Genomic DNA, 19,907 nt, shown 5'->3' with positions numbered 1-19,907 from the left:
CCTCCAGGCAGCGGGCCGTCCGGCGATGAGCAGTCTTTCCGTGAACGATTCCGGCCGGCGGGGCCGGGCCGGATCGTTCGTCCTGACCCTGGCCGTTCTGGGAACCGGCCTGGCCGCGGGGCTGATCGGGCGCTTTGACGTGGCGCCCTGGGATGTTTTCCGCATCGCGCTCAGTCCCATCCTGCCGCTCGATGCGGACTGGGAGCCGATCACGGAGGCGGTCATCCTGCAGATCCGCCTGCCGAGGGTGCTGGCGGCGCTGCTTGCCGGCGGTGCCCTGGCGCTCAGCGGGGCCTGCTATCAGGGAATCTTCCGCAACCCGCTGGTCTCTCCCTTCATCCTCGGGGTGTCTTCCGGTGCCGGCTTCGGCGCCGCTCTGGCGATTCTACTGTCGGCTTCGGCCCTCGTGATCCAAGGATCGGCCTTCGGCTTCGGACTGGTGGCCGTCGTCACCTCGATGCTGCTGGCGCGCCTCTACCGCAGGGCCCCGGCTCTGATCCTCATTCTCAGCGGCGTGATCGTCGGCTCGGTCTTCAGCGCGCTTCTTGCGTTGTTGAAGTACACGGCCGATCCCGACGACAAGCTGCCGGTGATCGAGTTCTGGCTTATGGGTTCGTTGTCGGGCGTCAGCTTCCGCGACATGCTGGGGCTCGCCGTCTGCGTGGGGCCGGGAGCGGCCGCCCTGCTGCTCATGCGGTGGCGGCTCAATGTGCTGTCGATGGGCGAAGAGCAGGCGCGTGCACTGGGCGTCGATGTTGTCCGTCTGCGTTCGATCATGCTCGCCATCGCCACCCTGCTGGCCGCCTCGGCGGTTTCCGTCTGCGGTGTCGTCGGCTGGGTCGGCCTGGTCGCGCCGCACATGGCGCGCCTGCTGGTCGGCGCCGATCATCGGCACATGATGCCGGTCTCCTTCGCGCTGGGCGGTTGCCTTCTGACGGTCGTCGATACCCTCGCGCGCAGTCTGGGACAGGCGGAGATTCCCCTCGGCATCGTCACCGCCCTGGTTGGGGCGCCGCTCTTTGCCGTCCTGCTGCGCCGCGGCACCCGCGAGTGGACATGACCGCGGCCGCACCCCTGCTGGCGGCCGAAGGACTTTCGTTCCGCTACAGTCGCAAGCATCCGGTGCTGTTCAGGGATGTCGGTCTCGACCTCGGCCCGGGTCAGGCGATTTCGATCCTGGGCCCGAACGGTGTCGGCAAGACCACCTTGCTGAACTGCCTCGTCGGGGCGCGGCGGCCGTCCGCCGGGCGGATCGTCTGCGGCGGCGCCGACCTCGGCGTCCTGCGGCCGCGGCAGGTCGCGCGCCGCCTGGCGGTGGTCCATCAGATGCACGAAAGCACTTTCTCCTACACGGTCCAGAGCATCGTACTGCTGGGGCGGGCGGCACATATCGGGCTGTTCGGCCAGCCGGGACGGCACGATCACATGGCGGCCCAGGCCGCCATGCAGCGTGTCGGCGTTGCCCGACTGGCACAACGGCCATTCGGCGAGCTGAGCGGCGGCGAGCGCCAACTGGTGCTGATTGCCCGCGCGCTGGTTCAGGAGGCGCCGGTGATGGTGCTCGACGAGCCGACCTCGCACCTGGACCTCGCCAATCAGGGACGGGTGCTGGCGCTGCTGCGGGAGTTGATGGAGGAGGGGCAGGGAATCCTCATGACGTCGCACTTCCCCGAGCATGCTCTCATGCTCGGGGGCGAGGCGTTGCTGTTGGGCAAGCCGGAAGGGTCTGTGGCCGGGCCCGTCGACACGGTGGTGACCGAGGCAAATCTTGCCGCGGCTTACAATGCCCCCGTCGCCCTGCTGCGTGACGGTGCCGCCATCGCCTGTGCGCCGCGCCTGGGGTAGCAGGCCCTGACGCGCCTAGACCGTCGCGGCGGAGCGCGGCGGGCGGCTGGCGTGGAGGGCTTCTCTCGTGGCCGCGGGATCCAGCTCGGCTAGGGCGTCGTACTGGCTGAGGAAGACCTTGCCGGTCATGTCGTCGAGGAAATGGGAACGCTTAAGCTTGTCCATCACCGGGCCCTTGACCTCGGAGAGGTGGAAGCTGACCCCGGCATCCTTCAGGCGCTCGTTCAGCGCCTCCAGGCTTTCCAGTGCGCTGGCGTCGACGTCGTTCACCGCCGAGCAGATCAGCACCACGTGCTTCAGGGCGCGGTCGGCCACCGCCATGTCGTAGAGTTTGTCCTCCAGCCAGCGGGCGTTGGCGAAGTAGAGGCTCTCGTCGACGCGCACGCTGAGAACCACCGGGCTGACCGCCACCTGGTGGCGCTTCACGTTGCGGAAGTGCTGGGTGCCCGGCACCTGGCCGACCACCGCCATATGGGGGCGGCTGGAGCGCACCAGGAAAAGCGCCACCGAAAGCACCACTCCTGCGACCACGCCGGCCTCCACGCCGACGGCCAGTACCAGTGCAATGGTCGCCGCCATGGCCGCGAAATCGGTCTTGGAGTAGTTCCAGGTTCGTTTCAGCGCGCCGAGGTCGACCAGCGAGAGCACGGCGACCACGATGGTGGCGGCCAGGGTCGCTTTCGGCAGCTCCCGGAACAAGGGAGTGAGCAGCAGGGCGGTGAGACCGATGCCCAGCGCCGTCATGACGCCGGCGATGGGCGTGCGCGCGCCAGCGTCGAAGTTCACCACCGAGCGGGAGAAGCCGCCGGTTACCGGAAAGCCGCCGCTGATGCTGGCCATCAGGTTGGCGGCGCCGAGGCCGACCAGTTCGCGGTTGGCGTCGATACGCTCGCGGCGCTTGGCGGCCAGGGTCTGCGCCACCGAGACGGACTCGACGAAGCCGATCACCGAGATCAGCACCGCCGAGGGCAGCAGGTCGCGCCACAGCGCCAGGTCGAAAGGCGGCAGGGTGACGGGTGGCAGGCCCTGCGGGATTTCGCCCACCACTCTGACCCCCGCCTCGTCGAGGGAAAGGAAATCGACCAGCAGGATGGTGACGATGACCGCCGCCACCGGCCCGGCCTTGGCCAGGCTGTCGGCCAGCCGCGGGCCGAGCCCCAGCCTGATCAGCAAGGGCTTCAACGATTTGCGCACCCAGAACAGGAAGAGGGTGGCGCCGGCCCCGATCGCGAGGGTGGGTAGATTGACGGCGTCGATATGCTCGGCGAGGGAATTGACCAGCTCCAGCAAGGTGTGGCCGCCGGCGTCGACGCCCAGGATGTGTTTCAACTGGCTGGTGGCGATCAGGATACCCGAAGCGGTGATGAAGCCGGAGATCACCGGGTGGCTGAGGAAGCTGGCGAGAAAGCCGAGGCGCAGCAGGCCCATCAGCACCAGGATAAGGCCGGAGAGCAGCGCCAGCGCGATGGCCGCGCCCAGGTATTCCGGCGTGCCGACGCTGGCGTAGTTGCCCACCGCCGCGGCGGTCATCAGCGAGACCACGGCGACCGGCCCCACCGCCAGGGCCGAGGATGTGCCGAAGAGGGCATAGCCGACCAGCGGCAGCATGGAGGCGTAGAGCCCGACTTCCGGCGGCAGTCCCGCGAGCAGGGCGTACGCCAAGCTCTGCGGGATCAGCATGATGGTGACGATCAGCGCCGCCAGGGCATCCCCCTGCAGGGCGCCGCGGTCGTAGTGCCGCAACCACGCGATGCCCGGCAATAAGCGTTCGATCATGTCCACGATCCTGTCGTGCCGGGCTCGGCTTGCCTCAATTGACGACTTCGGGCTTCACGGCTTCCGGCTTGGCGAGCCACTCCTTGCCGCGCAGCATGGCCTTCCAATAAACCGGCGGCAGGATCTTCTCCTTCAGCAACCAAGCCAGGCGGCTCGGCTGCTTGCCGTTCAGCAGCCAGGTCGGGAAGCTGGGCAGCAGCTTGCCGCCGTAGCCGAATTCGGCCAGCACGATCTTGCCGCGCTCCACCGTCAGCGGGCAGGAGCCGTAGCCGTCGTAGTGGCCGACCGGCACGTTGCGGCCCATGTCGTTGAGAAGGTTCTGGGCCACAACCGGCGCCTGCTTGCGCGCCGCCGCGGCGGTCTTGGCGTTGGGCGCGTTCATCACGTCCCCCAGGCTCCAGACGTTGTCATAGGTCTTATGGCGCAGGGTGTTCTGGTCGACATCGACCCAGCCGGCCTGGTCGGCCAGCGGGCTGACGCGGATGAAGTCCGGCGCGCACTGCGGCGGGCAGACATGCATCATGTCGAAACGGCGTTCGACGCGGGTGACGTTTCCGTCGGCGTCGGTCTGGTCGAACCAGGCGATCTTGGCCGGGCCGTCCACCGCCACGAGGTTGTGGTTGAACTTCAGTTCGGCCTCGTACTTCTCGATGTATTCCATCAGCGCGGGGACGTAGTCCTTGACGCCGAACAGCACGCCGCCGGCGTTGTAGAAGGCGATGTCGATGTGGTCGAGCACGCCGCTGCGGAACCAGTGGTCGGCCGAGAGGTAGAGAGCCTTCTGCGGCGCGCCGGCGCACTTGATGGGCATCGGCGGCTGGGTGAAGAGGGCCGTGCCGGCTTTGAGGTTCTTCACCAGCTCCCAGGTATAGGGCGCCAAGTCGAAGCGGTAGTTCGAGGTGACGCCGTTCTTGCCCAGGGTGTCGACCAGACCGTCGACCTTGTGCCAGTCCAGCTTCAGGCCCGGGCAGACGATCAGGCGGTCGTACTGGATGGCGCGGCAGCCCTCCAGCAGCACCACGTTGCGCTCCGGCTCGAAGGCGGCGACGGCGGCCTTGATCCAGTGCACTTCCTTGGGCAGCACCGAGGAGAGGGTGCGCACCGTCTCGTCGGCCTGGAAGACGCCGCCGCCCACCAGGGTCCAGCCCGGCTGGTAGTAGTGGATGTCGGCGGGGTCGATGACGGCGATTTCCAGGTCCGGCGCGCGGGCCAGCAGGGAGGAAGCCACGGCGATGCCGGCGGAGCCGGCGCCGACGACAACGATCTGGTACTTGCCGTCGATGGCCTCCGTCGGCGTCTTCCCCTGGTTGGCGATGCGCCGGACGACGCCGGACATGTCGTAACCGGCGTTCTTGGCGGCGACGAGGATGTCGGCCAGCGGCATCTTTCCGGCCCGGCTCAACGCCCATAGGGTGATGGAGCGCGTGCCGCTGCGGCAGTAGGCGAAGACTGGCTTGGGGGCGGCTTCGAAGGCCTCGGCGAAGGCCTCCGCGTCTGCGTCGCTCACCTTGCCGCTGACCACCGGCAGGTAAAGCACCTGCAGGCCGGCCTTGGCGGCCGCTTCCTCGATTTCGTGGAACAGCGGCTGGTCGTTGCCCTCGCCGTCCGGCCGGTTGCAGATGATGGTCTTGTAGCCCTGTCGGGCCAGCTCGCCCACGTCGGCCGGCGAAATCTGCGGCGACACGGCAAAAGCCTTGTCGACTTTCTTCAATTCCATGGAGTCCTCCTGAGACTCTGTCGGGCGGCTATCCGCGTTGGATGTCGTTCTGTTCTTCGGCTCTCGGCCTCCGCCAGCGGCCTCTAGAGGGCGTCGAGCGGGATCTTCAGATAGCGCACGCCGTTGTCCTCGGCCGGCGGCAGGTCGCCGGCGCGCATGTTGACCTGGACCGACGGCAGGATCAGCACGGGCATGTCCAGGGTCTTGTCCCTTGCGGTGCGCATCTGCACGAAGTCATCCTCGCTGACGCCTTCGTGGACATGGATGTTCTTCGCCTTTTCCTCGGCTACGGTGGTCTGCCAGACATAGTCGTCTCGGCCCGGCGCCTTGTAGTCGTGGCAAAGGAAGAGGCGGGTCTCGGCCGGCAGGGCCAGGATCTTCTGGATGGAGCGGTAGAGCTGGCGCGGGTCGCCGCCCGGGAAATCGCAGCGCGCCGTACCGAAGTCGGGCATGAAAAGGGTGTCGCCGACGAAGGCGGTATCGCCGATAACGTAGGTCGAACAGGCCGGCGTATGGCCGGGCGTATGCATCACCTTCGCTTCCAGCCCGCCGATCCCGAAGGTCTCGCCGTCCTCAAACAGCTTGTCGAACTGCCGCCCGTCGGTGGCGAAGTCGGCCTCGACGTTGAAGACCTTCTTGAAGACGCCCTGTACCGAATCGATGCGCGCGCCGATGCCGGTCTTGCCGCCCAGCTTGTCCTTCAGGTAGGGCGCCGCGGTCAGATGGTCGGCGTGGACGTGGGTCTCCAGAATCCATTCCACGGCCAGACCCTGGCTCTTCGCGAAATCGATCACCGCGTCGGCGGAGTCCGTGCGGGTCCGGCCCGATTTCGGGTCGTAGTCCTTGACGGAATCGATGATGGCGGCGGCCTTGGTCTCGGGGTCCCAGACCACATGGGTCGCGGTAAAGGTGGCTTCGTCGAAGAAGGTCTTCACTTCGGGGTTCATGGCGCTCCTTTCTAACTCTTTCAGCCGGGGCCTGTTGGCTTAGGCTTGTTTGCTCTTGCCGGCGTTGGTGCAGATGCCCAGCAGGCGGTAGGCCGGGCAGAACCCAATGAACGCCGTGACCAGAGGGATCACGCCGATCCAGCCCCAGGCGGTCTTCGGGCCGACGAAGACCAGGGCGATCAGGGCGACACCGACGATGATGCGCAGAATACGGTCGAGAGTTCCAACGTTGCGGTTCATGGGATGGTCTCCTCGCTGCAGGAAAGGGCCGCTACTCAGATGCCCTGACCCGCAGACTATTGACGCCGCCGCCGCGAATATGTGATTTAGTCACGCAACGGCGCGCAGCGGCCTTGCGCCAGATCAATCGCTTGAAAGCGGCGGGTTTTCGGGGCCTTCGGGGGTCGTTCAGGTGCCGCCGGCCAGACGTTCCAGGGCGGCGCGCTCGGCCAGGGCGATCTGGCCGCGGGTCAGTTCCAGCCAGCCGCGGCGCTGAAACTCCTTCAGGTGGCGGCTGACGACCTCGCGGGCCGTGCCCAGTTCCACCGCCAAGTCCTGGTGAGTGGCGTTCAACTGCCCGCTCTCGTCGGCACGGTCCAGCAGCTTCTGGGCCAGGCGCTTGTCGATGCGCTCGAAGGCGACCTCCTCGACCACGTGCAGCAGATCGGTGATCCGGCTGGAATAGTCGGAGAAGACGAAGCGCCGGAACTCGGCGGAGCGGGCCATCAGTTCGTCGAAGGCGGCCTTGGGCACGGCCACGGCCTGCACCGGGGTCTCGGTGATGCCCTCGGCGTTATAGGTGTCCTGCGACAGCAGGCAGGCGGTGGTCATGATACAGCTCTCCCCGCCGGTGACCCGGTAGAGCACGATCTCGCGCCCGCCGGAGGAGACCTGCTGCACCCGGACGGTGCCGTCCAGAACCAGCAGGAAGTTCTCGGCCGGCAGACCGGGGGCGAAGACCGTGGTCTGGGCGGGCAGGGAGATGGCCTGCGCGCGCTCGGCAATCAGCTTCTGCTCGGACGCCGTCAGCTTGCCCAACTCGGGAAAGCGGGTGATCCATTCGGGCGACATCGCAGAACTACTCCTGGGCAAGGTATCGGGGAAAGGGGGCGGGCCTGATTCCGCGCGCCGGGCCGGGAAGCGAGCGGTTCATCCGCCCGACCTTATCTCAGGGCGGGCGGCGCCGTCCACCGGTGGCGCAAAGGAGGTGTCCGTCCGGAGCATAAGAGGGACGCCCCGGATATGTGGGATTCCGCATAGGGCTCGGCGCCGGCCGTGGGCAGGCTTGGTCCAGGGTGCAGTCAATATGGGAGAGTCCAATGCAACGCCTTCGTGTCGTCTATTTCAGTCTTCTCTTCTTCATCACCGCCTTGGCGGTGACCAGCATCGCCAATGCCCAGAGCGGCGAGGGGACCATCATCGTGCCCAACCAGAATCTCGACGTGGTGATCGACGTCGATGCTTGCGACATCGCGGGGCACGTCCTCTGCGGCGGCACCGGCTCCAGCGGGGCGGCGGCGGTCGGCAATGATTCCATCGTCGTCGTTTTCGTCCAGGTGCGGACCGCCAACGGGTTGCCGATCACGGGATTGGCCGAGGGGGATTTCTCCTTTACGGCACTTCAGAACCCGGGGGGCATCAGCCTGGTCTTCGTGCAGACTGCCGTCTGTCCGGCCTGCTTCGCCGAGTTTCCCGACGGTGTCTATCGTTTTGCCCTGCGCCCGGTCTCCGGCAATTGGGATGCCGGCACCTACATCCAGGCGCTGCAGGTGACCTCCGGAGCCAACACCCGGCGGGTATTGGTTCCCCTGCAGGTGCCGAACTGAGGTTCCTCCTTCGCGGGCCAGCCGCCGGTGGTTGCCTTGTGACGGCGCCGGAGCCATCCTGGGGCGCTTGAGCCAATCGCGGAGGAACGGAATGACCGGGTCCGAAGGCTATCCCCTGGAGGGCGGCTGCGCTTGCGGCGAGGTGCGCTATCGCCTGACGACCGCGCCGCTGTACGTACATTGCTGCCACTGCCGCTGGTGCCAGCGGGAAACCGGCTCGGCCTTCGTTCTGAATGCCATGGTCGAGGCCGGGCGGGTGGAACTGCTGCATGGTACGCCGCAGGTGGCGCTCACGCCCAGCGAAAGCGGTAAGGGCCAGGAGATCGCCCGCTGTCCGTCGTGCAGCGTGGCGCTGTGGAGCAACTACGCAGGCGCCGGCGACAAGATCCGCTTCCTGCGGGTTGGGACCCTGGACGATCCGGACCGCCTGCCGCCGGACATCCACATCTATACCGCCTCGAAGCAGCCCTGGTTCCAACTGCCCCAAAGCGCGCTCGCCTTTCCGGACTACTACGACCGGGAGGCTTGCTGGCCGCCCGAGAGCCTGGCGCGGCGCAAGGCCGTGCTGGACGGTTGAACGGCGGAGCGGGTGAATCTCCTTCACCCCGGCGCGCAGATTACTCGTTTGCGCAGAGAGGGGCGGTGCGCGGAGAGTGAAGCGGCCAAGACCTACCGCCCAATCATGCCGGAGCGCCGCACATGCCAAATTTCGTTCTCTGCGAAACCGCCGGGAGAATTGCCACCCTGACCCTCAATCGTCCGGAGCGGCTGAACGCCATCAATTATGCCATGGCGGACGAGTTGCTCGCCTGCCTGGACCGCTTGGAGAGCGAGCCGGACGTGGGCGCCGTGATCCTGACCGGCGCCGGCGAGCGCGCCTTCTCCGCCGGCGGCGACATCCACGAGTTTTCCGCCAGCGTGCAGCAGGGCGTCGCTCCGGCGCTGCGCGACTTCGTGCGCAGGGGTCAATCGATGACGGCGCGCCTGGAGGCGTTCAGTAAGCCGGTGATCGCCGCGGTCAACGGCCTCGCCTACGGCGGCGGCTGCGAGATCACCGAGGCGGTGCACTTGGCCGTGGCGAGCGAGGCCGCGGTCTTCGCCAAGCCGGAGATCAAGCTGGGAATGCCGCCGACCTTCGGCGGGACGCAGCGTCTGCCGCGGCTGGCCGGGCGCAAGCGGGCCCTCGAACTGCTCCTGACCGGCGACAGCTTCTCACCGCAGCGGGCCCTGGAACTGGGCCTCGTCAATCAGGTGGTGCCGCCGGCGGAACTGCTCCCGGCGGCGCGCCGCTTGGCCGAGCGTATCCTGCGGCACTCGCCCTTGGCCGTGACGAGTATCATCAACGCGGTGACGCGCGGTCTCAACATGTCCATCGGGGAGGGCCTGCAGATGGAGGGCGAGCAGTTCGCCCGCATGGTGCCCAGCGAGGATCTGCGGGAGGGGTTATATGCCTGGATCGACCGCCGAGAGGCCGTCTACGCGGGCCGCTGAACGAAGGCGGGGGCCGGGTCGGCGCCCAGCGCGCTGCAGATCCAGTCGCGGAAGGCCAGCACCTCGGGACGGGCGAGGGAGTCGGGGCCGGCCAGCAGCCAATAGGAGGTGTCGGCCGGCTGTGGCGGGCCCAGGACCGTGACCAGACGGCCCTCGGCCAGGTCGTTGTCGATCAGCGGCTGGCGCCCCAGGGCGATGCCCAGTCCCTCGGCCGCCGCTTCCAGGGCCATGTCGATGCTGTCGAAGCGCAGGCCGCGGTCGAGATCCAGGCCCTCGACACCAGCCTTCGCCGCCCAGGCCGCCCAATCCTCGGTGACGCTGGTCACCCGCAGCAGCGCACGGCCGGCCAGATCGGCCGGGCTTTCGAGCCCTGCGGCCAAGTGCGGCGCGGCCACGGGCACCAGTTGCTCGGTGACCAGCTTGACCGCCGCGAGGCCGGGCCAGTCGTCGCGCCCCATGCGGATCGCCAGGTCGACGCCGTCGCGCGGGAAGTCGATCTGGCGTTGCAGGCTGTCGAGCGCCACCTCGATGTCCGGATGCTGGCTGTCGAAGTCCGCCAGCCTGGGAATCAGCCAGCGCACGCCGAAGCTGGGCGCGACACTGAGAGACAGCCGTCCGCTGGGACGCCGCCCAGGAACGGCCTCTGTCGCCTCGGCCAGTTGCGCCAGCGCCGCTTGAACGCGCGGCAGATAGGCGGCTCCGGCGGGCGTGAGGCGCAAGGCGCCGCGGCCGCGCAGGAAGAGCTGCACCCCCAGCCAATCCTCCAGTGTCCGAATGCCGTGGCTGATGGCGCTGGGCGTGAGATGCAGTTCCTCCGCCGCCTGCTTGAAACTCAGGCAACGCCCGGCGGCCTCGAAGAGGCGCAGGGAATGTAAGGGCGGCAGGCGGTAGGACATCTTTGCCCTCTAGAGCGAAGTGCTGCTTGGGTCAAGAGTGGAGTGTCGTTGCCACCTGCGATCGCAGGTCCACGCCGGCCGCTTCGCCTATGCCAAGAGGCCGTGTATCTCGAAAGAAGTAGCCGGCGGCGCAGAGGGATGGCCGTGTGCAATGTCACAGTGATGCTTCCGGACGCGTGATACGCCAAGCCGCTGCCGTGCAGTGGGTGCCGGCAGCGGGCGGCGAACCCGGAAAGGTTCGCGGCCGGTGGAGGCGGTCCGTCCGCTGTGGATTGCGAGTTTCCGCGCCGCGCTCTCCGGCTGCCCGGGGCCCGCCCGAGCGACCACGGGCTCTCCGAACTTGTCTCGTGCCGCGGTTTCGCGGGCGCCCGGGTCGGAGGGCGGAACGGAGGAATTCGATCATGGCTGTTATCCAGGAGAAGGCGATCAAGGCCAGTGCCGTTGCCTGCTGCCCCGAGCTGACCGAGAAGCCGTGCTGCAACCGCTTGACCTTTGACTACCGGCTGGTCAACCGCGTCGGCGACATTCCCGTCGAGATCAAGATCAGCGTGCTCTTCGAACGTTGTCCGGGGCCGCTGTCCCTCGGCGATCTCGTCTACTCCACCACGCTGCTGCCCGGCGAGACGGTGCGGCTGTACAGCTCCAGCCGCAAGAACCGCTTCACTTTCGACAGCGAGTCTCAAGTCAGTTACCGGCACGAGCAGACCTCGGAAGAGTCCTACTACATGAGCTCGGTGGATCGCTTCATGTCCGACCTCTCGGTCCGTGACGATGTCGAGGCCGACCGCTCCAGTTCCGGCTCCTTCAAGACCGACGGGAGCACCTCGGGCGCCATCGAAACCTTCTTCTCCGGCGCATCGGTGAGCGTGAGCGGAAGCTACAACGCCAGCTCGACATTCGACTTCCTGCGGGAGCTGAAAAGCCACGCGGAATCGTCGCACGAACGTTCGGTCGAGGCGACGCGGGCGGCCAGTTCCGTCGCCGTCGGCGAAGTGCAGACCCGCAACCACGCCGAGGGTGAATCGGAGAGCACCTTCGAGGCCGCGACGCGGAGCATCTCCAACCCCAACCGCTGCCATGCCGTTACCTACTTCGCCTATCAGATCAACAAGACGCAGATCGTCCGCTTCAAGATCCTGTCGATCACGCGCCGCATCATCGACCCGGCGGGCGACAGCAAGGTGGCGACCTTGCCGCCGCGTTTTGCGGGCGAGGTTTCGGTGATCCCGCAGGGCGTGCTGGCGACGGCCGGCAACCGGGTCAACGTGGAGTCCGTCGCCCGCGCCAGCTTCGTCGCCGACCGTGCCGGCGCCGTCTCCTCCGGCGGGGGCGACATCGCGGGTTCGGTGCAGGGCGTGCAGTTCGCCAGCCGGACGCAGGCCGCGCAGCGCTTCGTCAACGCGCAGCCGATCTCCGATGCGGCCCGGCAACGGGCCTTGCAGGCGGTCGACAAGGAGCTGGTGGCCGCCGGGCTTCTCGACAAGGAAAACGGCAAGGTCAATCCAAAGCTGGCGGCCGAACTGTCCTTCGAGCTTCAGTCCTGCTTGCCGACCCCCGCAATCCTGGTCAAGGGATGCCTGGACGAGTGCACGGTCTGCGAGCCGGCGCGCGAACAGGAAATCAAGCTGGAGCTGGAGCGCAAGGAGCTGGAGAACAAACTGCTGGCAAAGCGGATCGACCTTCTGGAAAAGTCGCAGGAATACCGTTGCTGCCCCGTCGGCGAGGAGGAAGAAGACGCCTGAGTCGCGCGCCGCGATCCGGGCCGGAATGCCGCCTTCCGGCCCGGAAGGTCTGGCTCACTCTTCCAGCAGGTGTTCGTAGCGCTTGTCCGTCAAGGTCTTCAGAAAGGCGACGATGGCATCGATGCGCCTGTCGTCGAGCGCCGGGCCATGGGTCAGTTCTTCCAGGGCGAGATTCTCCGGCACTTCCGGGGCGCGCCAGGGTTTGCCGGTTTCCGGATTGACCTGCCGCTCGGCGCTCTTGCTGTTGTACTTGTTGTAGAACAGTACAGCGGTGCGCAGCTCCCGGAAGACGCCGTTGTGCATATAGGGGGGCGTCACCGCGACGTTGCGCAGGGTCGGCACTTTGAACTTGCCGCCCTGGGCGGGGTTGTCGACGGCGGGGTTGTCCAGCAGGCCGCGATCGACGAAGTCCGGCGCGCTGCCGTTCAGCTCGCGGACCGCTGCGTTCTCCGGAATCCCGATGTTGTGGTACCGATAGTTTGAAAAGGTCTCGTCCGCCGCGACCGGCGAGCGGCGGAGCTGGTGGCAGAGGTTGCAGTTGGTGAACTGCTGGGAGAAGAACAGCAGCCGGCCCAGTTCCTCCTGGTCGCTCAGCGCCGTTTCGCCGCGCAGGAAGCGGTCGTATTTGGAATCGAAGGGTGCGAAGAGCGGCGTCATCTCGAAGGCCGCGATGCTCTCGGTCATGGCCTCGTAGGCCCGCTCCGGCTTGGAGAATATATCCTCGCCGTAGAACTTCTTGAAGGCGGCCACATAGCCTGAATTCTCCTGCAACCGCCGCACGACGCGATCCTTCCCGGTCATGCCCATTTCGATGGGATTGAGCGGCGGGCCGCCGGCCTGGCCGGCGAGATCGGGCTCGCGGCCGTCGAGAAATTGGCCGCCGACATAAAAGCCCTCCTCGGTGAGGTGAAAGGGCGGCGCGAAGCCTGCGTAGGCCGCGGTCGGGGTGTTGCGGTCGCCCAGCGAGACGCCGTCGTCGCCCAGGGATACCGCCAGCCCGGCCTTGGTTCCGCGCGGATCGGTAAAGGCGACGCCGGGATCGTGGCAGGTGGCGCAGGTCTGGGTGCGGTTCCTGGAGAGGTTGGGGTCGGAGAACAGCGCCGCGCCGAGGGCTTCGATGGATTCGAACGGCGGAGGTTCTTCGGCGTGGCTGCCGGGGGCGGGCAAGCCGGCGGCCGTCAGCACGCAGAAAGCGGCGAGGATCGACAGGAGAGGCGGTTGCGTCATCGTTTCGAAGCCATCGTTTCGGGACACCTGCCGCCGCCTCCAAGCGGGAGGGCGGGGGCAGGAAAGTATTTAATAATGAGTATCATTCTCATATTGCATCCGCCTTGATCGAGGTCAAGCCGGGAGAAAGCCCTCGACGCTAGATCTCTTCGAAGATCGCGAGGAAGATCTGCGCCACGGTGCCGTCGCGCGTCTCCGAGAAGACCGGCAGCATCAGGCGATAAGCGGTGAGATGGTCCTTCTGGAAGATGCGGATGCGTTGCGCCACCGGCTGCTTGCCGCGATAGACCGACAGCAGTTCCTCATGGAAGGTGAGGTCGAAGTGGCGATCGATATCCCGGGCGGTCTTGCCGGTCCAGTCCTCGCCGGTCAGGGCCACGACCTCCGTGCCGTTGAGGCGCATTCGAAAGTCCAAGCCACCGTCAGCGCCGGCTTCCTCGACTTCGTAAACGTCGAGGTTGCCGAGCCAGGGCTTGAGAACGAAAGGGGTGAAGTCCTTCCGGGTCGGCCCCTTGCCGTCGGCATGGAACCTGTGCCAAACCGCGAGCAACTCTGCCGCGCTTTCCGGCGGCTGGGCTTTGCTCTCGACAAGCTCGAAGCTGACCATGGCGCCCTAAGCCGCCTCTCCCAAGACGATGCCGACCGGCTCCGCCGGACGGCCTGAGCACCGTCCCCGGAAATCCCTGCTGGAAACCTTATCGCACAAAGAGGGAAGCTTTGCCTAGCGGCGGGGTTGAAAAATCCGGCGGGCCGGCCGGCTGCGTCATCGGGCCGTTGTTGTCTCCGGGGGTTTTGCGGCATAGTCCCGCGGCGGCTCCTGCGGCGCTGCCGGAGCATCGACGAAAGGCGGAGATTCTGTGAAAAGTGAAGCACTTAGTGCGGTCGAGCCGGCCGCCGGTGGGATCGGGTTCTTCGAAAAATGGCTCTCGGTCTGGGTCGCGCTCTGCATCGCCGCAGGCATCGGCCTGGGCAATGCCCTGCCGGGGGTGTTCCGCGGCCTTGCCGGGCTGGAATACGCCTCGGTGAACCTGGTGGTCGCCGTCCTCATTTGGGGCATGGTCTACCCCATGATGGTGAACGTGGATTTCGCCAGCCTGCGGCGCATCGGCGAGCGGCCGAAGGGTCTGGTGATTACCATCGTCGTGAACTGGCTGGTGAAGCCCTTCACCATGGTGGCGCTGGGCGTCCTGTTCTTCGAGGTCTTTTTTGCCGATCTCATCGCTCCCGCCGACGCGCAGCAGTATATCGCCGGCCTCATCCTGCTCGGCGCGGCGCCCTGCACGGCCATGGTCTTCGTCTGGTCGCAGCTTACAAGAGGCGATGCCACCTACACCCTGGTCCAGGTGTCGCTGAACGACGTCATCATGGTCTTCGCCTTCGCGCCTATCGTCGCCTTCCTTCTGGGCGTCACCGATATCGACGTGCCCTGGCAGACGCTGCTGCTCTCCGTCGGGCTCTACGTGGTGATCCCGCTCATCGCCGGCATCCTGACCCGCCGCCATCTCTCACGTGCGGCGCGCAACGGCGGGAACGGGGAGGCCGCCGTCACGCGCTTCACCCAGAAAGTGAAGCCCTTCTCGGTGGTGGCGCTGCTGGCCACGGTGGTGTTGCTCTTCGGCTTCCAGGGTCACGTGATCCTGGAGCGGCCGCTGCTCATCGTCCTCATCGCCCTGCCGCTGCTGGTGCAGTCCTACGGCATCTTCATCGTCGCCTACGGCGCGGCCTACCTCTGGCGCGTGCCCTTCAACGTCGCTGCGCCCTGCGCCCTGATCGGCACCTCGAACTTCTTCGAGCTGGCGGTCGCCGTCGCCATCAGCCTCTTCGGGCTCAATTCCGGCGCGGCGCTGACCACCGTCGTCGGCGTGCTGGTCGAAGTGCCGGTCATGCTGTCATTGGTCGCCTTCGCCAATCGCACCCGCGGGCACTTCCCGGGCTGAGACGGTGCGGGGGCTTAGCCGGCGTGGGCACGCCGGCTGTCGGCGGGCGCCTCTGCCCGTTCCGTCAGGCCGTAGTCGCGGATCACCTCGGCGACCCTCAGGCGGTAGTCCGCGAAGACGCCCAGCCGGCCCTGCGCCTGGGCGTTGCGGTGGGCGTTCAGGCCGCGCCACTGCCGTACCGCCGCCTCGTCGCGGAAGAAGGACAGGGAAAGCACCTTGTCCGGATCCGAGAGGCTTTGGAACCGTTCCACCGAGACGAAACCGTCGATGGTCTCGAGCAGCGGACGCAGCTCGGCGGCCAGCTCCAGGTAATCCTGCTTGCGGCCCTCGGCCGGAGCCACTTCGAAGATGACGGCGATCATGCGCCCTCTCCGCCTGCGTGGGGCGCCGAAACCAGCTTCACGAAGGTGCGGTCCTCGCGCAGCAGGAACTTCTCGCGCTGTGCGAAGGCGTAGTTCTCCCGGCCCAGCGGGTCGACCGCGAGACGCGCGCGGTAGGCCTCATAGTCGGCCAGGCTCTTAACGTTGTAGATGCCGTAGGCCAGGGTGGTGGAGCCCTCGTGCGGGGCGAAGTAGCCGATGAGCCCGGCCCCGCAGCGCGGAATGGCTTGGCCCCAGTTTTGAGCGTATTGGGCGAAGCGATCCTTCTTGGCCGGGTCGATGTGGTAGCGGATGACGCAGGTCAGCATGGGGCTCCTCGAACCTGTTTTCAGTAGTCTGTCAGGAAGCTTTAAGGGTGCGATCCTAGCGCCTTGTCCGGCATGCATGCTTCGTTTAGCATCGAACTATGAAAGGCAGGAAATGATGAAAGAAGGCCCGGACATCGCAGGCCTCGCCGCACTGATCGGCGATCCCGCCCGCGCCAACATGCTGACCGCGCTGATGAGCGGCAAGGCGCTGACCGCCAGCGAACTGGCGGCGGAGGCGGGGGTCACCCAGCAGACCGCCAGTGCCCACCTGGCCAAGCTGGACCAGGGCGGCCTGCTGCGGCAACGCAAACAGGGGCGGCACAAGTATTTCACCCTGGCCGGCGCGGAGGTGGCCGCGGTGTTGGAGGCGCTCATGGGGCTTGCCGCCGGTGCCGGCCACCTGCGCAGCCGTACCGGTCCGCGGGACCCGGAGCTGCGCAAGGCGCGGGTCTGCTACAACCATCTGGCCGGCGATCTCGGCATCCGGCTTTACGACAGCCTCGTCGCCCGCGGGTTCCTGACGCTGGGCGGGGCGGGGCTCGACCTGAGCGACGCCGGCTGTGGCTTCATGCAGCGCTTCGGCCTGGATCTGGAGGGCCTCGCCGCCCAGCGCAGCCCGCTGTGCCGCGAGTGCCTGGACTGGAGCGAGCGCCGCTCGCATCTGGCGGGCAGTCTCGGCCGCGCGCTCCTGGGGCGCTTCGAGGATCTCGGCTGGGCGCAGCGCGTCGGCGGTACCCGGATCGTCCGTTTTTCTGCGAAAGGGGAGGCGGCCTTCCGGCGGAAGTTTCCGCTGTCCTAGGCCGGGAGCGCGGCCCGGCGCCGGAGCGCGAGGTACAGCGAGCCGACGACAACCAGGTTGAGGACTCCGGCCAGCGCGGCATTCGCGAAGCTCACGTCGTAGCCGCCGGTCAGGTCGTAGAACAGCCCGCCCTGGTAGCCGCCCAGGCCGTGCCCCAGCCAGCCGAAAGCCAGGATGATGCCGGTCGCGCCCGCCCGGCGCGTGGCGGGCGTCAGGGCGCGTGTGGTGGTCAGCACGCCGGTCATCACCCCGGCGTAGCCGAAGCCGTAGATCGGCGCGAAGACATAGAGCATGTCCAGGTCGGTGATCTGCGTGAAGACGAAGACCAGAACCGTTTGCCACAATGAGGCAGTCATATAGGCGGGGATGGCGCCGATCATGTCGGCGAGCTGCCCGAAGGCGACGCGGCCGACGATGGCGGCGATCATCATCGCGAAGAGCACACTGCTGGCTTCCGTTGCCGAGATCCCGTAGCCCTGGATCAGCGGCACCAGATGCATCAGCGGCACCGCCATGCAGGTGCAGCACATCAGCACCGCCAAACTCATCGTTGGAATGACCGTGCTGAGCGGCAGGGGTGGGGCGTCCTCCCGGCCTCCCGTGGCATGGGCGCCGCGCTGCGGCGGCGCGCGCATCAGCAGGGCCAGCGGCAGCAGCAGGGCCAGGGTGATGAGGCCCTGGGCCATGAAAGCGCCGCGCCAGCCCAGCGCCTCGATGAGGAAGGCGGTGCCGAAGGGAACGCCGCCCTGGCCGACGCCCTGGCCCGCCGCGGCGATACCGATGGCGAGACCCCCTCCCTTGTGGAACCAGTTGCCGACCAGCGCGATCAGGGGCGCAAAGAGCGCGCCGCCGCCGAAGGCCCCGGCCAGGAAGAACAGCAGGTAGAACTGCCACAGCGCTTCGGCCCAGGCGGCCGCGAACACGCAGAGGCTGGTCACGGCGACGCTGAAGAGGCAGACCTTGCGGATTTCGGCCCGGTCGGCGATGCGGCCCATGACGATGCCGCCGACCGCCAGCCCGATGAGGCCGACGGTGTTGATGAAGGCGATATCGCCGCGCGCCCAGCCGAAAGCCCGCTCCAGCGGGATGAAGAAGACCGAAAGGCCGTTCACCAATTGGCCCATGACGACGGCCAGCATCGCCGCCGCCGTGAAGGCGATGACCCAGCGGTAGGCGGGTTCGCGGTCCTGGTGCGCTTGGTCTGTGATTTGAGGCACGGCACGGCTCCTCGTCCGATAATGCCGGCATTGTCGACACAGTGTAACGCATATACCCGACTCGTTTCAGAGCGATGTCGAGATCGGTCTTCTTGCGTTTCCGTTGTATCGGGAAGCTATTCAGAGTCGCTTTGATCTGCCGGAACACCCTCATGCGTGGAATCCCAGGTCGTTTTCGCCACGCCGCGGCTGCGCAGTTTCGCCTTCTGCACTTTGCCGGTGGGAGTCTTGGGAAGCTCCGGCAGCATTTCAATGAAGCGCGGCTGGGCGTAGCGCGGCAGTTCCTTCTCCGCCTGGGCGGCGACCTCGGCTGCCGTCACCTTCGCGCCCGGCGCCGGCACCACGGCCAGCATGATCTCGTCCTCGCCGCCTTCGATGCCGGCGGGCACGGCGTAGGCCGCCGCCTCCGTCACGCCGGGCAGGCGCTCGATGGCGGCTTCCACCTCGAAGGAGGAGATGTTCTCGCCGCGCCGGCGGATGCAGTCCTTCATGCGGTCGACGAAGGTGATGTAGCCGTCGTCCTCCATCACCGCTGCGTCGCCGGTATGGAACCACAGGTTCCGCCACGCCTCGACCGTCTTGTCGGGCAGGCCGTGATACCCGGTGGTGAAGCCGAAGGCCGCCTTGGGGCGCACCATGATCTCGCCGACGCTGCCCGGCGGCAGCGCCCGGTCGCTTTCGGGGTCGCGCACCTCCACCTCGAAGTAGCGGTCGTAGACCTTGCCGCAGGTGCCCGGGCGCGGGCGGCCCAGCTCGCCGTAGAGCGGGATGTTGACCTCGGTCATGCCGTAGAGCGGCACCACGTCGGCGACGCCGAAGCGTTCGCGCAGGGCCTCGTCATGGGCCGGGGCGTCGGGCGCGGCGCCGACCACGCGCAGGCGGTGGCCGCGGTCGTCGTGCCCCGGCGGCTGGGCCAGGATGAAGGCGGTGACCGCGCCCAGCAGGTTGGAGGCGGTGGCCTCGAAGCGGCGGATGTCGGCGATCCAGGAGGAGGCGCTGAAGCGCTCGCGCAGGGCGGCGCTGGCCCCGGCGATGAGCGTCGCGCCCAGTTGCATGAACAGGCCGTTGGCGTGGAACAGCGGCAGGCAGATGTAGAAGCGGTCCTCGGGCGTCAGCGCGAAGTTGTCGATGGTGCCCAGCCCGAAGAGGAAGCAGTGGGCGTGCGGCATCAGCACGCCCTTGGCCGGCCCGGTGGTGCCGGAGGTATACATGATGCAGGCGGTGTCGGAAGCGGCGGGCAGCGGCCCGTTCCAGGGCGGCGCCTTGCGCCAGTCGGACAAGGCTATGCCATGAAAGGGCGCGGGTGACTCGTCCGCCGCACCGTCGACGACCAGCCGTTCCAGCGCCGGCAAGCGTTCGGCGATCTCCGCGATGCGCGCCAGCCGCTCCGCGTCCAGCACCGCGACGCGGCAGCCGGTGTCGGAGAGCTGGTGGGCCAGGAAGGCGCCCTTCAGCTCGCTGTTGAGGGGGACGACAACGGCGCCCAGGCGCAGGAGCCCCAGCCAGACCCGCACGAAGTTCAGGCCGTTGGGCAGCAGCAGCGCCACCGGCTCGCCCGGCTTGACCTCCAGCCCGGCGAAGAAGCCGGCGACCCTGTCGGCCTCGTCCGCCGCCTGGGCGTAGGTCAGAGCCGCGCCGTCGCTGACCGCGGTCAGGAAGGGGCTGTCTCCCCGAACCTCGGCCTGGAACCGCAAAGCCTCCGGCAGCACCCAGCGCCGCTCGTCGCGCAAACCGTCGTACATTACGTGTGCTTTCTCCCCGAAATGGCCTCACATTGCCGCGCGATATTAGGGTTGGGG

Annotated in this window: 20 protein-coding genes; 8 read left to right on the top strand and 12 right to left on the bottom strand. The window is 67.3% G+C overall.

The window, feature by feature from the left end:
- Positions 1–25: 25 nt before the first annotated feature.
- Together AAFN88_RS18465 and AAFN88_RS18460 are read left to right on the top strand one after the other, a co-directional pair.
- Positions 26–1,060 (top strand): iron ABC transporter permease, encoded by a 1,035-nt coding sequence (locus tag AAFN88_RS18465; RefSeq protein ID WP_347522057.1) that lies wholly within the window; start codon positions 26–28, stop codon positions 1,058–1,060.
- A complete protein-coding gene (locus AAFN88_RS18460; protein WP_347522056.1) occupies positions 1,057–1,845 on the top strand; it encodes an ABC transporter ATP-binding protein in 789 nt (262 codons plus the stop codon). The genes AAFN88_RS18465 and AAFN88_RS18460 overlap by 4 nt, the downstream gene beginning before the upstream one ends.
- 15 nt (positions 1,846–1,860) lie before the next feature.
- Here AAFN88_RS18460 and AAFN88_RS18455 read toward each other — a convergent pair whose 3' ends face one another.
- The 5 genes from AAFN88_RS18455 to AAFN88_RS18435 all read right to left on the bottom strand — a co-directional run bounded on the left by AAFN88_RS18455 (position 1,861) and on the right by AAFN88_RS18435 (position 7,356).
- Positions 1,861–3,621, bottom strand: a complete 1,761-nt coding sequence (locus AAFN88_RS18455; RefSeq protein WP_347522055.1) for a sulfate permease — start codon at positions 3,619–3,621, stop codon at positions 1,861–1,863.
- 34 nt (positions 3,622–3,655) lie between these two features.
- Entirely contained in the window at positions 3,656–5,338 is a 1,683-nt protein-coding gene (locus AAFN88_RS18450; protein WP_347522054.1) for a bifunctional protein tyrosine phosphatase family protein/NAD(P)/FAD-dependent oxidoreductase, read from the bottom strand.
- An 83-nt stretch (positions 5,339–5,421) separates the two neighbouring features.
- Entirely contained in the window at positions 5,422–6,285 is an 864-nt protein-coding gene (locus tag AAFN88_RS18445; RefSeq protein ID WP_347522053.1) for an MBL fold metallo-hydrolase, read from the bottom strand.
- A gap of 39 nt (positions 6,286–6,324) precedes the next feature.
- Positions 6,325–6,525 carry a DUF2892 domain-containing protein gene (locus tag AAFN88_RS18440; protein ID WP_347522052.1) on the bottom strand — a complete coding sequence of 67 codons (201 nt, stop codon included), beginning with the start codon at positions 6,523–6,525 and terminating at the stop codon, positions 6,325–6,327.
- Between the two features lie 168 nt (positions 6,526–6,693).
- Positions 6,694–7,356 carry a Crp/Fnr family transcriptional regulator gene (locus tag AAFN88_RS18435; RefSeq protein ID WP_347522051.1) on the bottom strand — a complete coding sequence of 221 codons (663 nt, stop codon included), beginning with the start codon at positions 7,354–7,356 and terminating at the stop codon, positions 6,694–6,696.
- A gap of 248 nt (positions 7,357–7,604) precedes the next feature.
- Between AAFN88_RS18435 and AAFN88_RS18430 the strand changes: the two genes are divergently transcribed.
- From AAFN88_RS18430 to AAFN88_RS18420, 3 genes are all read left to right on the top strand, one after another.
- Positions 7,605–8,111, top strand: a complete 507-nt coding sequence (locus tag AAFN88_RS18430) for a hypothetical protein (protein ID WP_347522049.1) — start codon at positions 7,605–7,607, stop codon at positions 8,109–8,111.
- Positions 8,112–8,202: 91 nt separating this feature from the next.
- Positions 8,203–8,688 carry a GFA family protein gene (locus AAFN88_RS18425; RefSeq protein WP_347522047.1) on the top strand — a complete coding sequence of 162 codons (486 nt, stop codon included), beginning with the start codon at positions 8,203–8,205 and terminating at the stop codon, positions 8,686–8,688.
- A 122-nt stretch (positions 8,689–8,810) separates the two neighbouring features.
- On the top strand, positions 8,811–9,602 hold the full coding sequence (locus AAFN88_RS18420) for a crotonase/enoyl-CoA hydratase family protein (RefSeq protein ID WP_347522046.1): 792 nt from the start codon (positions 8,811–8,813) through the stop codon (positions 9,600–9,602).
- Here AAFN88_RS18420 and gcvA read toward each other — a convergent pair.
- Positions 9,587–10,498 carry a transcriptional regulator GcvA gene (gcvA, locus tag AAFN88_RS18415; protein WP_347522045.1) on the bottom strand — a complete coding sequence of 304 codons (912 nt, stop codon included), beginning with the start codon at positions 10,496–10,498 and terminating at the stop codon, positions 9,587–9,589. The genes AAFN88_RS18420 and gcvA overlap by 16 nt on opposite strands.
- A gap of 401 nt (positions 10,499–10,899) precedes the next feature.
- Here gcvA and AAFN88_RS18410 point away from each other — a divergent pair, with 401 nt between their 5' ends.
- The gene (locus AAFN88_RS18410) at positions 10,900–12,240 is read left to right on the top strand and encodes a hypothetical protein (protein WP_347522044.1); all 1,341 of its coding nucleotides are present in this window, start codon (positions 10,900–10,902) and stop codon (positions 12,238–12,240) included.
- Between the two features lie 54 nt (positions 12,241–12,294).
- On the opposite strand, the gene AAFN88_RS18405 is transcribed toward AAFN88_RS18410, so the two are convergent.
- A complete protein-coding gene (locus AAFN88_RS18405; RefSeq protein ID WP_347522043.1) occupies positions 12,295–13,494 on the bottom strand; it encodes a cytochrome c peroxidase in 1,200 nt (399 codons plus the stop codon).
- A gap of 112 nt (positions 13,495–13,606) precedes the next feature.
- The gene (locus tag AAFN88_RS18400; protein WP_347522042.1) at positions 13,607–14,074 is read right to left on the bottom strand and encodes a PAS domain-containing protein; all 468 of its coding nucleotides are present in this window, start codon (positions 14,072–14,074) and stop codon (positions 13,607–13,609) included.
- A 250-nt stretch (positions 14,075–14,324) separates the two neighbouring features.
- Here AAFN88_RS18400 and arsB point away from each other — a divergent pair, with 250 nt between their 5' ends.
- Positions 14,325–15,404, top strand: coding sequence for an ACR3 family arsenite efflux transporter (gene arsB / locus AAFN88_RS18395; RefSeq protein ID WP_347522040.1), 1,080 nt, complete (start codon positions 14,325–14,327; stop codon positions 15,402–15,404).
- Between the two features lie 14 nt (positions 15,405–15,418).
- Here arsB and AAFN88_RS18390 read toward each other — a convergent pair whose 3' ends face one another.
- Both AAFN88_RS18390 and AAFN88_RS18385 read right to left on the bottom strand, forming a co-directional pair.
- Positions 15,419–15,766, bottom strand: a complete 348-nt coding sequence (locus AAFN88_RS18390) for an antibiotic biosynthesis monooxygenase (RefSeq protein WP_347522039.1) — start codon at positions 15,764–15,766, stop codon at positions 15,419–15,421.
- Positions 15,763–16,092, bottom strand: coding sequence for an NIPSNAP family protein (locus AAFN88_RS18385; RefSeq protein WP_347522038.1), 330 nt, complete (start codon positions 16,090–16,092; stop codon positions 15,763–15,765). Before AAFN88_RS18385 ends, AAFN88_RS18390 begins: the two co-directional genes overlap by 4 nt.
- A gap of 112 nt (positions 16,093–16,204) precedes the next feature.
- Between AAFN88_RS18385 and AAFN88_RS18380 the strand changes: the two genes are divergently transcribed.
- Entirely contained in the window at positions 16,205–16,891 is a 687-nt protein-coding gene (locus AAFN88_RS18380) for a winged helix-turn-helix domain-containing protein (protein ID WP_347522037.1), read from the top strand.
- Here AAFN88_RS18380 and AAFN88_RS18375 read toward each other — a convergent pair.
- Positions 16,888–18,108, bottom strand: coding sequence for an MFS transporter (locus AAFN88_RS18375; protein ID WP_347522035.1), 1,221 nt, complete (start codon positions 18,106–18,108; stop codon positions 16,888–16,890). The two genes, AAFN88_RS18380 and AAFN88_RS18375, sit on opposite strands and share 4 nt — an antisense overlap.
- Positions 18,109–18,224: 116 nt before the next feature.
- Positions 18,225–19,850 (bottom strand): AMP-binding protein, encoded by a 1,626-nt coding sequence (locus AAFN88_RS18370; protein ID WP_347522034.1) that lies wholly within the window; start codon positions 19,848–19,850, stop codon positions 18,225–18,227.
- Between the last annotated feature and the right edge of the window lie 57 nt (positions 19,851–19,907).

The sequence above is a fragment of the Pelagibius sp. CAU 1746 genome (assembly GCF_039839785.1).
Classification (GTDB): Bacteria; Pseudomonadota; Alphaproteobacteria; order Kiloniellales; family Kiloniellaceae; genus Pelagibius.
The sequence above is the reverse complement of the archived record's forward strand: the minus strand, read 5'-3'. Positions and strand labels throughout refer to the sequence as shown.